This window comes from Dermabacter sp. HSID17554 (assembly GCF_003989295.1).
GTDB classification, from domain to species: Bacteria; Actinomycetota; Actinomycetes; order Actinomycetales; family Dermabacteraceae; genus Dermabacter; species Dermabacter vaginalis.
In genome coordinates this window covers 1-12,370 of sequence record NZ_RBLW01000001.1, presented here as the reverse complement: position 1 = coordinate 12,370, position 12,370 = coordinate 1, and the positions used below count along the sequence as shown (strand labels likewise).

The following is a 12,370-nucleotide window of genomic DNA, read 5'->3' as shown; positions in this document are numbered from 1 at the left end:
CTATCGCTCCTCGTCGCGTGTGTCGGGAAAAAGCGCGCCCTCGAGCTGCGCTAATAAATCGCCCTCAGTGGGAAGTTGCTCCGCGCGTCGTCGCGAGGCCTCGCGCATCTGTTCAAGACGCGCGCGGGAACCGGGCACGGTGGGAAGCACGGCTATGAGCCGCTCGGCGATCTCTCGCGCCTCCCCCGGCGCGGCCAAAGGGATCTCCTCACCCGTCACCCACCGGGTACCGCCCGCATCCGTGGCGATAACCGCGGCGCCCTCGCTGATGGCCTCCTGGAGCGCGACGGGCTGGCCTTCCCAGAGACTCGTCTGCACAACGACATCGGCCTCGCGCATGAGGGCGCGTGGATCTTCTACCCGGCCGAGAAGCTCTATGGGGAGCTTCTCGGCGGTAATTCGTGAGGAGAGGTTTTGGCGTTCGGGCCCCTCCCCCGCGATCCTCACGCGAAGCGCGCCGGGGTACCGTTCCTCCACGATCCGTGCAGCCTCGCACAGGCACGCAAGGTCTTTCTGAGGCGCGAGGCGCGCAACACACAAGACCTGAAGAACATCGCTCTGGCCTGGCCCCCGTTCACCGTCGAGCGCCGCGCCAGGTGCCGGGATGACTGCGCCCTCAACCCTGCGTGCTCCGCGGGCACGCGCGGCAAGTGCGAGGTCCGGCGACACCGCGAGTATGAGAGCGCTCTTTCGCGACGCAAGGGTGAAGAGCGCCCGTCCAATGAGTGCTGCAAAGCCCGAACCTGGCATGCGGTTATGGAGCGTCGTGACAAGACGCACGCGCGCGCGAAGCTTTGGCGTGAGCGCGAGGGCCGCGATCGCTCCCGCTCGCGCACCGTGGGCATGAACCGTGAGCAGCTCCCCGTCGGCGCCTTCCACTTCCTCCCGGACGATCTCCCGCAGCGCCCGGCGTGCACCCAATGCTTGACGCGGCGACGCCCCGGACGCGATTACGAGAGGCCTGTGGTGGATGCTGGATGCGCTGGCGTTGCAGGCAGCCTTGGATACGAGGGCCTCTTCCCCCGCGTCCACAACGCGCACACCCGCACGTGCGAGAAGGAGCGCTTCCTCGCGCACGTGTGCGAGAAGACCGCCTTCTGCGCGCGGCCGCACGAGAATCACACGGCGCATACCGCTACGCTTCCTTCGGGATTTTCACGAGGCGCGAAACGAGTCCAAGCACGGGGGCCGCGAGCGCACGATCGGCGAGCATGAGCACGCCGAGGCACACAGCTGCCCCTGCAACACCGGTGCCGATGCCGAGAATAAGCGTGCCCCACACGCCACGGAACAGTTCGCCCAGCAGCTTCGCAAGCCCAAGCCCAGCGATCGACCCGAGCGCGGAGGCGATGATGGACGCAAGAACCGTCGTGACAAGTGGTCGCACGTGTTCACGGACCAACACACGTTCGCGAATAAGGTTGAGTGCACCGATCGCGGCAATCCACATTCCTGCGGAAATGCACAGCCCAAAAAGAACCCCGGCGGTCGCCGTCGTTCGCGGCGGTGACGTCACAACTGTCACGAGGATCAGCACACCTGCAATTCCCCAGCCGGTTGCGCCGATCGCGAGCGCTTCTCCGGGCCGAAGCGCCGCGTAGAGCACCTTGGTCGTCAGCATCACAATCCCGTACGCGATGAGTCCCATGGCAAGTGCCGCCGTGACAGCGCCAACCCCGCGGATACCTGAACGATCGACCACGACGAAAAACCGATCGATCGGCATGCCCGCACCCCAGAGCGCCGCACCGCCCACCGCTGCAAAGGCCACGACCGTTTGCACCGAGCGCAGCGTGAGGGCCGAAAATTTCACCCGATCACCAAGGGCACGAAGTTCGGAAAGCTCGGGAAAGACGCTCGTCATCACGGGAACGAGTAGTACCGCATAAGGCAAGAGATACACGGCCTGACCGTACTGGAAAAGCGGAAGGGTTCCCGTGCCGCCCGCACGAACGGCGAGTGCGAGGATCAGTGCCGTCGTGAGCTGCTGGGCGCCGACGGTGGCAAGGCCTGAGCCCGCAAGTCCCAGCGCGCGCGAGCGCACGCCCCGGGGAAGGGCAAGGCGCGGCCTATAGGCGAAACCGAAACGCACCGCCGGAATCAGCACGCACAGTGCCATAGCCACGACACCGAGCGTCGTGCCCCAGCCGAGCGCGGCCTCGGAAACGGTCGAAAGGGTGGCAGGCGAAACGCCCACGGGAATGGTGAGGGCATAGATCCCGTAGGTGCCCATGACGACCACGCTCGAGACGAGAGGTGCAAGAGCAGGCCAAAAGAACTTACGGCGGGCCTGAAGGTAGGCACCGAGCACGATTGTCACGGCATAGAACGGTAGTTGAAGAGCGAAGACCCGCATGAGGCGGGCGCCGAGGTCAATCGCGGGCGTCTGGGCCGCGAGGGCGCCGCTGCCGAGAATAACCTGGGCGAGAACCGGAGCGACAACCCACAGCACCGCAGCGAGCACAAGCGTGAGCAGCACACTCCACGTGAGCAGCGCCGAGACGATCCCCGAGGCACTCTCATGCGAAACGAGGCGACTTCCGCCGTGATGCTCACGAGGCGATTCCTCAAGGACTCCCGCAATAAGCGGAATCACCATGCTCGCAAGCGCACCACCCGCAGCAACTTCGAACAGGACGCTCGGCACGAGGTTGGCGCTCGCGTACGCGGTTCCGATCTCACCCGCGCCGACGCTTGCGCCGAACACGAGGTAACGCACAAATCCTGCGAGACGCGCGAGGACCGTGATAGCGGCGATAAGACCCGTAGCGCGCACGAGCGAGGAGGTTCGAGAGGTAGCCGTCATGACCTCCCCCATTCGTCAAACGCTGTGAGAACTTCAGAGGAGACAATGAGGCGCGTGAAGCTCACACGCTCACTAAGGAGTGTGAGACTCACGGCCACGCATGCCACCGCCGCGCGAAAACCACGTGAAGAGGAAAGTGCTGCCATGGCCCCCGCATTCGCGCCGAGCACGTTGGCACCGGCATCACCGAGCATGCCACGCGCACCAAAGTCGCGAGGTGCGGCAAGAAGCATCGCCGCCGCATGCGCGGAGGCAAGGCGGGCACGCGCGCGCGAGGAAGGTGCGCCCGACGGACCTGCAAGGGCAAGAATCGCCCCGAGCGTCGTTGCTTTAAGCGCCCGCGAGGGGCGAAGATCGAAAAGATTCGCGAGGTTAGCGCTCGCGGCAATAAGAACGGTATCGAGACCGCAATCGACCACGGCGAAAGCAGTCGAAGAGCAGGAAGCGTCGGCCCCTCTCTCTCCCCGAGCCCTTGCGCATTCTCGCGCGAGCACGCCGGCTGCCGCGGCAATACCAAGAATTTTCATGTTCCCTGTCGTGAGGCGTCCGTGCGCGAGCGCCCCCACATGCCCCTTGAGTCCCTTCGGGGGCGCTTCACCGCCGCGCATGAGGACTGGCTCGAGCACATCGTCGCCAAGACCAACCGCACCTACGAGAGCCATCGCTGTTGCTGATTTCGCGCCGAGACTCACGAGAGCACCCGCAGTGAGCGCGCACGCGACCTCGATCCCCTCGGCCAACGTGACATGCTCGCCGCGAAAGTTGCGGCGCGCGAGGTGCTTGAGTAGCGAAGCGGGGGCCCTATCGAGAACCTCGGCACATGCGCGCGAGGCTATTGCCGCCGCTCCTGCCCCAAGCATGATCGAGCGCACAGTAGCGTTCATTGCCCACCGCCATCGCTTGCGGGAGCGTCTTCGTTCTCATTCGCCTCGGTGTGCGGCTCCTGCGAATCCTCATCTCCCTTTTCTTCTGCCATCGCTTTTGACGCCTCACGAATCGCCGCCGCGTCGGGGGTAAGGGTCTCGGCATCGGAAGCTGAGCCGAACGCTCCAGGCATGTCGACTTGGGCCGCGGCAAGCGCAAGCGTCAGCGTCGCGGGACCCGAGGCATACGTGAGCATGTCGATGCTTGCGACTCGGTCGCGAAGATCGCCCGAGCGCACATCCGATACGATCCCTTCCGAACTGCCGCGCGCGGTCGAAGAACCGGCAACGGCCATCGATACACCTCGCCGGTCGAGAGTCGTCACAAGCGAAAGACGAGCCTTCTGGAGATTATCCGCGCGGTTCGAAGCCGAGTCTGGTGAATCGCTCGTCACCGCAAACAGCGATTCTTCACCCGAGAGCAGAAGCACGGAATCGACAGCGAAAATATCGCCTTCGAGTGTAAGGACACCGCTCGCACTCAAGACCTTCGCAATCTCCAGACGTGCCGCATCATCAAGGTCCTCGCTCGGTGCGAGGACCCGCGCAACGATCGACGCGAGCATCTCGGAGGTTGAGGCGCCTCTCGGCTTCACGCCAGGCCACGTTTTCGTGATCGTCGCGAGGGCAGATCGGCGCTCGCCCTCCGCCGCGGGATCCCACAGCGCCTGACCAAGCTCAATGCGCGGGCCGCTCTCTCCGCCAGCGGCATCCACAAGCGCGCGCGTGGCCTCGGCTTCCTTCCTGAGCGAGGAGTGATCCGCAATCGTCGCGACCTTCTCGCCGCGCATCGTGTTGGTCACGAGTCCTGCGCCAGACGATTCCACGAAACCCTCGAGATCGTCATTTTCGGCGGTGAGTGCGTCGTTCGACGCCCGCATCTCATCGCGTTCCACTCTCAGCTGTTCGACCTGTGCGGTCAAAGTCTGCCCAACACCGTCGCGGAGGGGACCCGCGCCGAGCACGATACCAATCGCGAGCGCGAGGAACACCGCCACGAGCGAGACAAGATGATAGCGAAAGTCGATCATGGGATTGGTCCTCCCTGGGTAAACAGAGCGGTGAAAAAGCGCAAGGCATCATCGAGCCTCGCACCAAGAATCTGGATGAGTGCTTGGCCTCCGTCGGTCACCGAAAGTGCAACGGCAAGTGCGAGAAGCCCCGCGACAACGAGGAAAACAAGCTGAATGGTCGAGATGCGCTGGCGATACAGGCGCGAGACTCCCTTGGCGTCCACGAGTTTTGATCCCACACGCAAACGCGTGAGGAAGGTCGAACTCATGCCCGCTCGGCCCTTGTCAAGAAATTCCTCGAGAGTCCCGTGTGTGCCCACGGCGACGATCACGTCAGCACCTCGATCGTCAGCGAGGAGCATCGCGATGTCCTCGCTTGTACCGGAGGCCGGGAACGTCACGGCGTCGTCCGCGAGGCCAAGCTCACGAATGCGCTCCATACCCGGTGCACGGCCATCGCGGTACGCATGCACAACAATTTCAGCGCCGCTCTTCAACGCGCGGTCGGAAACCGAATCCATGTCACCGATGATCATGTCGAGCCGATATCCGGCATCGAGAACGGCGTCAGCGCCACCATCAACACCGATGATGACTGGCCTGTTCTCGCGAATGAACGGCACGAGGGTCGCGAGGTCCTCACGGTAGTGGTAGCCGCGCACAACGATCAGGACCGGCCGCCCCTGGAAACGCGTGTGCACTTCGGGCGTTCCCACACCGTTAATGAGCAGTTCTCGTTCTCGGAGCATGTACTCCATCGTGTTGGAGGCAAAGGCTTCGAGCTGCTCGCTGAGCCCCTCGCGGGCCTTCTCGAGCTTTTCCTCGAGAACCTCTCGTGAGTACAGTTCCGCTTCAAGCCGCTCGCCGGTACTCAGCGAGAGACCATTCTCGTCGATCTCGACGAACCGCCCTTCGCGCACCGTGTCGAACAAATCCTGATCCAGGACGTCAAAAACGGGAATACCGGCGTCGACGAGGATCTTCGGACCGGCGTTCGGGTAGCGGCCCGAAATCGATGGGGCGGCGTTGAGCACAGCACCCGGATGGCGATCTACGAGCGCTTCGGCGGCGACACGATCAATGTCCTCGTGGTCGATCACCACGATGTCGCCAGGCTCAACGCGTTTCGTCAGATCCTTGGTGCGTGCCCCAACTTTCGCCCGACCAGCGATCGGGAAATCATATTCACTACTCACGCGCTACGGACCCCCGTTGAGGTCGCGAGCAATTCCGCTGCATGCTCGAGTGCAGCATCGCTTTCCGCATCCCCCGCGAGCATTCGAGCGAGCTCCCGTACGCGTGCCTCCCCCTCGAGCGGCTCGATCCGAGAGAGTGTGCGCTCCTCGCCATCCTCGACACGCGTTTCTTTCACGATTCGCACGTGGCAGCCGGCCCACGATGCCACCTGCGGAAGGTGGGTGACGACGATGACCTGGGCACTTTCGGCGAGCCGCGCGAGCCGCTCGCCCACGGCACGAGCCGCACGCCCTCCGATCCCGGCATCGATCTCGTCAAAAACAAAAACCGGATGGACGCCGCCGCGCGACGCCTCGGCAAGCGAAGCAATAGCGACCTCGAGTGCGAGCATCACGCGGGAAAGCTCGCCGCCTGACGCGCCGGTGGCGACCGGCATGAACTCCGCACCGGGGTGCGGTTGCATCGTAAACGTCACCTGGTCACTGCCGCTCGCGGTGCGCGCCGCGGGTTCAACATCAATGCGAAGCGCCGCACCTGGCATCTCGAGCTCCGCGAGCTCGCTTTCAATTTCCCCCGCAAGCCGAGTGGCCGCCTCGCGCCTTTGAGCGCTCAACGCCGATGCCACCTCAGTAAGCTCGCCCTCGAGCTCCCTGCGGCGCCTCTCGTACTCTTCGAGCTGCTTCGCTCCGTCCTCGAGCTCATGGAGAGCCTCTAGTGCCTCGCGCGAATGATGCAAAAGCGCACTCACACTCTGCGCTCCTCCAAGACGTGGGCCGAGGTCGCGCACGAGAACGCTGAGTTCGTGCAGGCGCTCCTGCGCTTCCTCGAGTCTTCCCGGCGAAGCCTCCCACCCGTCGCGCACAAGCGAGATCTCGCGTGCGATCTCGCTCGCGTCTTCACGCAGCGCAAGAAGGCGATTGAGGATCTCTGGGGTTCCGGGCGCCGAGCCAAGCGAAGCGGCAGCAGCATCGGCATGGGTCAGTACACTCGAAGTCTCATCGCCGGCAAGGTGCATGAGCGCACCCTCGAGCGCCGCGAGGGTGTCGGCAGCATCGCTCAAGCGCGCAATTTCCTCCCGCAGAGCGTCATCCTCACCTTCGAAAGTGCTCGCGGCCTCGATCGCCTGGAGAATCTCGTTCAACTCAACCTCGCGCCGCTCGCGATCCCGAAGCGCATTCGAGAGGCGCTGGACGTTTTTCTCGAGGGAAACACTTTCAGTGAAAAGGGCACGATGCTGGGCGAGCAAGCGTCGGCCCTCCTCCCCCAGAATCAAGTCGAGTGCCGCAAGCTGCGCGGCCGGCTCTCGCAGGCGAAGCTGATCACTCTGCCCGTGGATCGTGATTTCTGCCCCCATGACCTCGCCGAGCGTGCCCACGGGAACCGGAGCTCCGCCAATGTGCGCGCGAGAGCGCCCTTCTTTCGTCACGCGGCGCACCACGAGAACTTCGTCGTCTTCCACCTCTGCGCCCAGCTCATCGAGTCGTGCAAGAACGGGCGCGCCTTTTTCAAGGCCCACGCGCCCTGAAACAGTGCTCGACACACCGGCCCGCCGCGAATCAAGACGGCGCCCCATAAGAAGGCCGAGGCCCGTAATCACCATGGTCTTGCCCGCACCGGTTTCGCCCGTGAGCGCCGTAAAACCGGGCCCAAAATCGATCGAGGCATCGTCGATAACCCCGATGCGGCGAATCGAAAGCGATCGCAGCATTCAGCTCTCCTCCGCGCCCGGCTCGTACCGCGCATCGGGATTGCCACCGCGCCAGCCCTCCACGGGAAGCTTGAACTTCTCCACGAGTCGATCCGCAAACGGGGTCTCCGCAAAACGCGCAAAATGGACGCTGCTTTTCGAAAGGTGAGTCTCGAGACGTGAGCCGGGTGGAAGTTCAACCTGGCGGCGGCCGTCGAGCGTTAACAGGGCGGGCGAAGGCGAGTCAGGCGAAATCTCGATCTCCACAACGGAAGAGCGACCCATCACGAGCGGCCTCGCAAAAAGCGCGTGCGCGGCGAGGGGAACCAGCAGCATCGCGTCGACCTCGGGCCACATCACGGGGCCACCCGCCGAGAACGCATAGGCGGTCGAGCCCGTGGGGCTCGACAAGAGCACCCCGTCACACCCGAACTCCGAAACGGGGCGTCCGTCGATACCTACTACGACGTAGATCATGCGCGCCCGCTCACTCTTTTCAAGGCTCGCTTCGTTGAGAGCCCAATCGGCGTAAAGGAGGGCACCGCTCGCAGCAAAGGCCTTCGTGCGGATCACGCTTCGCGCTTCAAGAACGTAGTCGCGTGCAAGGAGCCTGCGCACGGTCGCACCAAGCTCCGCCACTTCACTCTCCGCGAGGAAGCCCACGTGCCCGAGATTCACGCCGTGCACCGGAATGCTCAGCGGGCGGATCAACTCAAGCGCGCGAAGGATCGTGCCATCGCCGCCAAGGACGATGCACAGTTCAGTTTCTGCCGGCAGTTTTTCGTGGTCGAGAACCTCGAGCTGGCCGGCACCAATCGTCTCGACGAGCGCACGGGCTTCCGGCTCATCGGTGCACGCGGCAATTTCTTCGGCCTGCGCCCGCGTCAAGGTTGGCTTCACGCCAGCAGCGTGGAGGTCTTGAGCAACTCTTCGCGCCGCTTTGAGAGCCACGACGCGGCCCGTGTGAACGTACAGCAAAAAACGCCTCAGGACTCTCCTCCTCCCGGAACGTGCGGCGCGCCCAGCTCCTACGAGCCAGCGCAATCTTCGCGACGACAACCCTCGGCTTCGGCAAGGGCACCCTCGATCATTCCACATTCACCCTCGGCCGCGCGTGTGCCAAAGGGCAATTTTTCGCACAGAAGAAAAAACTCGATATTCCCGTCCTGCCCCCGAAGCGGGCTCGGGTGCACAGCCAGGAGCGAAAGTCCGACGCCTCTGGCGCACTCGACGATGCTCATAAGCGCGTCGCGCCAAGCCCTGGGATCGGTCACGACGCCCGACTTTGGCAGCCGCGCACGCCCCACCTCAAATTGAGGTTTGAGCATGAAAAGGAGAGGAGCACCCGGTTCCACGAGCCCCGCGGCCACCTCAAGAATGTGGGTGAGGGAAATAAACGACACGTCGGTGACCACGAGATCGGGAGTGCCCACTCCGTTCGGCTCTGCCGCGGCGAGCACGGATCTCGTGAGAGAGCGCGCATCAGTACCCTCGAGGTTGGCGAGTCTCTCCTCGCGATCAAGGCGTGCGAGAAGCTGCCCGTGGCCAACATCGACCGCCCACACGTGGCGTGCACCGCGGCGGAGGCACACGTCGGAAAAACCTCCGGTTGACGCTCCCAGGTCAAGCACCCGCGCCCCCTCGATGCGCGGAGCCCGCGCTCCGAGCCGCTCGAGCGTTCCCTCGAGTTTGAGGGCCGCACGCGAAGCGAACTCTCCCCCCTCGGGGATGTCACGCACCTCAAGCACGTCAGTGGCGCAGACGCTCATCGAGGGCTTTCGGGCGAGGCGACCATTCACGAGGGCACGTTCCTCCTCGACGATACGGCGTGCATGGGTACGTGAAGGCGCGAGGCCGCGCGCAAATAGCGCGGCATCAAGACGCGGCACGACGGAAACGCTACTTTCCAAACGGCGCGAAGAGTTCGCCTGACTCCGCGCGGATCTCGCCTTCGAAAGCACTTTCGGGGAAACGGGCATTGACGAGCGACACGACGACCTGCGCTGCACGCCAGCTGGAGACATCTCCTGTCACGATGATGTCGCCTCCCTCAAGACGAGCTGAAGTCCCTCCCAGATGCGCACGCTCGCCGTCAATCACGGGGTGCGCGGCGCTCTGCGCAAGGAACGAGAGGTTCGGGCGCACGAACACAGGGCGCTGGATCGCCGGCGCGTGCGCGGCATCAAGCCAGCTCGAAACTCCCGTGAGCGTGTGAAAAGTGGGAACTTGCGCGCGATTGCCGCCTTCAAGATCGGTATCGAGGCGATCCCCAATCGCGAGCGGGCGCGTCGATCCGGCAGTTTCCGCCGCGACCGTAAACATTGCCGGCTCAGGCTTGCCTGCCGCGATGGCCTTCACCCCAGTCGAAAACTCGAGCGCATGCACGAGCGCGCCATTACCGGGGGCAAAACCCTTTTCCGTGGGCAGGGTCGAATCAATATTGGTGGCAACGAAAAACGCACCGCGGCGAATGGCATAGGCCGCCTCCGCGAGATCAGCCCAGCCAACGGTCGGCGCGAAACCCTGGATGACGGCCTTGACATCCTCGCGGTCTTCACGCGTCACGGTATAACCATGCCGCTCGACCTCTTCCACAAGCCCACGGCCGCCCACGACGAGGATGGTGCTGCCCGGCTCAACATGCTTCTTCACAAGGCTCATCGCCACCATCGGCGAGTTCACGACCTCGTTCGCATGGGCCTCGTAGCCGAGCGATGTCAGGTGGTCAACCACCATGTCTGGCGTGCGCGAGGCATTGTTTGTGGCGAAGGCAATCGCGAGGCCCTTAGCTCTAGCATGGGCCATCGCCTCGACACCGTGCTCGATCACGCGCGCACCGTTCATGAGCGTCCCGTCCATATCAAACAGGAGCGCATCGAAAAGATCGACGAACGTTGGTTCAGGAAGTTTCACGTCATTCCTCCTCGGAAGGGGAATCAGCATCGGAGGGACCTGGGGTCAGGGGAGATGAGGGAGTCTCAGGAGAAGCGGGGGGCTCGGCTGACTCGCTCGCCTTTTCGAGGTCCGACGACTGCTGAGCATTCAGGGCTTCAATTTTTGCGGCTTCACGCTCGGCTTCTTCGAAGTCTGCTTCCACGTCGAACACACCGATTTCTTCCTCGGTGCGCTCGATGGCTGCCTCGCGAGGACGCGGGGCGCGCCCAAGGCGCGCATACGCGTCGGTTTCTTCGTTGACGTCGGCATCGGCGGCGAGCGTGACCCACTTTTTGGCCTCGTCGGCCCGACCTGCGGCCTCGAGGAGATCTGCGTAGGCGAGCCACAGCCTGAACTGCCATTTTCCATCGACCTTGGAGCGCAGCGCGGGAATCTCGAGGGTGGCGATCGCCGTATCTAGATCGCCGAGGTCAGCATAGGCGCCCGCAACCACCATCATGAGTTCAATCGTTTCGGCGTTGGTAAGTTTTGCCGCCTCTTCGGACTGCGCAATGTCGAAGGCTTTTTCTGGCCTGCCGAGCCCGCGTTCGCAGTCGGCAACGATCGGCAAAAGATCGACGTTCCCACTCATGCGCATCGCTGCGCGCATTTCGCGCATCGCACCGCGGTAATCTCCGGCCTCGTAAAGCAAGGCGCCGTAAAGTTCGCGTACCGAGGCAACGCGCGCTCCGAAACGCGCAGCCCATTTAGCGTGTTCGAGTGCCCGTTCCGGTTCGCTTTCCGTCAGCATCGCGCAGGCTACGAGGTGGCGAGACACTCGCTCCATTTGTTCCTTAGTAAGAGCCTTGAGCGTGCCACGCAGTTCGGGGGCGAGCTCACTGCCGGTAATCTCCGCGGGAACGAAGGGCTCGCGACCTTCGCGCAAACGCTCCTGCCGATCCGCCTCAAACCCCTCCGCGCTCGACAGACGTTCGCGCTGCTCAAAACGCCTCTGATCACGGTCACGGCGGAAGCCGCGATCTCCGCGACCCGGGCGACCTTCGCGACCCTTGAATTCGCCTCGGCGGCGATCACCCTCGCGTCGGGGCTTGCCGTCGCGACTCCACCGACGCTCACCATCACGACGCGGCCTATCCTCACGACCCCGGCGACGCTCACCATCACGACGCGGCCTATCCTCACGACCCCAGCGTCGTTCACCATCACGATCATCGCGCTTTGTGCGGCGATTCTTCCATTCACCGTCGCGGCCAGCGCGGGTGTAGCGCGAGCTGCGATCAGATCCGTAGGACCGTCGCTTGCCCTCGCGACCGGTTCCGCCCCGCTGATCGTGTTCACCGCGCACATTCTTACGCCCTTCTGCGCGCCCGGCATCGGAACGCGGCTTACGCGATCCATACTCGCCTTTGGCGCGGGGGCGGTCATCGCGGGCAGACCGCGAGTCTGATTCAAAGCTTTCGTTGTCGGACAATCCGCAACTCCTCACAGGGGGCGCGCCGGGGCACGATCGTGCAGCACGCGGGGAACTCTCATCGTTGGCGGTCCCGCGCAAGCGCGGTACACAACGTAGTTCTACGCTAATAGACGCGAGCGGTCCGAGGCCTCCGTAGGCACCGTTTTCCGGCCAAGTTCACACTGGTAAGGAGCATTCGGTGATCACTACAGGAAAGCGGGGGTTAAACGTGTTGGGCCCTGGTCGCTGCGACCAGGGCCCAAACCCGAAAGAATAGTTCGGCGGTGTCCTACTCTCCCACACCCTCCCGAGTGCAGTACCATCGGCGCAGTTGAGCTTAGCTTCCGGGTTCGGAATGGAACCGGGCGTTTCCCCAACGCAATGACCACCGAAACA

11 protein-coding genes and 1 rRNA gene are annotated in these 12,370 nt (G+C 63.8%); 1 reads left to right on the top strand and 11 read right to left on the bottom strand.

The window, feature by feature from the left end; translation table 11 throughout:
* From D8M36_RS00060 to D8M36_RS00015, 10 genes are read right to left on the bottom strand one after another with little or no spacing between them, the layout of a single operon-like run.
* Complete coding sequence (locus D8M36_RS00060) at positions 1-1,131, bottom strand: glycosyltransferase (RefSeq protein ID WP_074296971.1); 1,131 nt, start codon at positions 1,129-1,131, stop codon at positions 1-3.
* A 4-nt stretch (positions 1,132-1,135) separates the two neighbouring features.
* The gene (gene murJ / locus D8M36_RS00055; RefSeq protein ID WP_161970167.1) at positions 1,136-2,806 is read right to left on the bottom strand and encodes a murein biosynthesis integral membrane protein MurJ; all 1,671 of its coding nucleotides are present in this window, start codon (positions 2,804-2,806) and stop codon (positions 1,136-1,138) included.
* Positions 2,803-3,690 carry a hypothetical protein gene (locus tag D8M36_RS00050; protein ID WP_126845787.1) on the bottom strand — a complete coding sequence of 296 codons (888 nt, stop codon included), beginning with the start codon at positions 3,688-3,690 and terminating at the stop codon, positions 2,803-2,805. The genes murJ and D8M36_RS00050 overlap by 4 nt, the downstream gene beginning before the upstream one ends.
* Positions 3,687-4,760 (bottom strand): copper transporter, encoded by a 1,074-nt coding sequence (locus tag D8M36_RS00045; RefSeq protein ID WP_126845785.1) that lies wholly within the window; start codon positions 4,758-4,760, stop codon positions 3,687-3,689. Before D8M36_RS00045 ends, D8M36_RS00050 begins: the two co-directional genes overlap by 4 nt.
* Positions 4,757-5,938 (bottom strand): putative cytokinetic ring protein SteA, encoded by a 1,182-nt coding sequence (gene steA / locus D8M36_RS00040; RefSeq protein ID WP_065247674.1) that lies wholly within the window; start codon positions 5,936-5,938, stop codon positions 4,757-4,759. Before steA ends, D8M36_RS00045 begins: the two co-directional genes overlap by 4 nt.
* Positions 5,935-7,647, bottom strand: coding sequence for a DNA repair protein RecN (locus D8M36_RS00035; RefSeq protein WP_126845783.1), 1,713 nt, complete (start codon positions 7,645-7,647; stop codon positions 5,935-5,937). Before D8M36_RS00035 ends, steA begins: the two co-directional genes overlap by 4 nt.
* A complete protein-coding gene (locus D8M36_RS00030; protein WP_126845781.1) occupies positions 7,648-8,604 on the bottom strand; it encodes an NAD kinase in 957 nt (318 codons plus the stop codon).
* A 50-nt stretch (positions 8,605-8,654) separates the two neighbouring features.
* Positions 8,655-9,515 (bottom strand): TlyA family RNA methyltransferase, encoded by an 861-nt coding sequence (locus tag D8M36_RS00025; protein ID WP_238638324.1) that lies wholly within the window; start codon positions 9,513-9,515, stop codon positions 8,655-8,657.
* A 10-nt stretch (positions 9,516-9,525) separates the two neighbouring features.
* A complete protein-coding gene (locus D8M36_RS00020; protein WP_238638322.1) occupies positions 9,526-10,539 on the bottom strand; it encodes an HAD-IIA family hydrolase in 1,014 nt (337 codons plus the stop codon).
* A gap of 1 nt (position 10,540) precedes the next feature.
* On the bottom strand, positions 10,541-11,347 hold the full coding sequence (locus D8M36_RS00015; RefSeq protein ID WP_126845775.1) for a hypothetical protein: 807 nt from the start codon (positions 11,345-11,347) through the stop codon (positions 10,541-10,543).
* On the opposite strand from D8M36_RS00015, the gene D8M36_RS00010 reads away from it, so the two are divergent.
* Positions 11,327-11,968 (top strand): hypothetical protein, encoded by a 642-nt coding sequence (locus D8M36_RS00010; protein ID WP_161970166.1) that lies wholly within the window; start codon positions 11,327-11,329, stop codon positions 11,966-11,968. The genes D8M36_RS00015 and D8M36_RS00010 overlap by 21 nt on opposite strands.
* Before the next feature lie 282 nt (positions 11,969-12,250).
* Here the strand turns inward: D8M36_RS00010 and rrf are convergent.
* A 5S ribosomal RNA gene (rrf, locus tag D8M36_RS00005) occupies positions 12,251-12,367 on the bottom strand.
* Between the last annotated feature and the right edge of the window lie 3 nt (positions 12,368-12,370).

Coding starts and splice junctions, on each gene's coding strand:
- D8M36_RS00035 (WP_126845783.1), bottom strand. CDS start 7,647: ATGCTGCGATCGCTTTCGATTCGCCGCATCGGGGTTATCGACGATGCC.
- D8M36_RS00015 (WP_126845775.1), bottom strand. CDS start 11,347: ATGGAGCGAGTGTCTCGCCACCTCGTAGCCTGCGCGATGCTGACGGAA.
- D8M36_RS00060 (WP_074296971.1), bottom strand. CDS start 1,131: ATGCGCCGTGTGATTCTCGTGCGGCCGCGCGCAGAAGGCGGTCTTCTC.
- D8M36_RS00050 (WP_126845787.1), bottom strand. CDS start 3,690: ATGAACGCTACTGTGCGCTCGATCATGCTTGGGGCAGGAGCGGCGGCA.
- D8M36_RS00045 (WP_126845785.1), bottom strand. CDS start 4,760: ATGATCGACTTTCGCTATCATCTTGTCTCGCTCGTGGCGGTGTTCCTC.
- murJ (WP_161970167.1), bottom strand. CDS start 2,806: ATGACGGCTACCTCTCGAACCTCCTCGCTCGTGCGCGCTACGGGTCTT.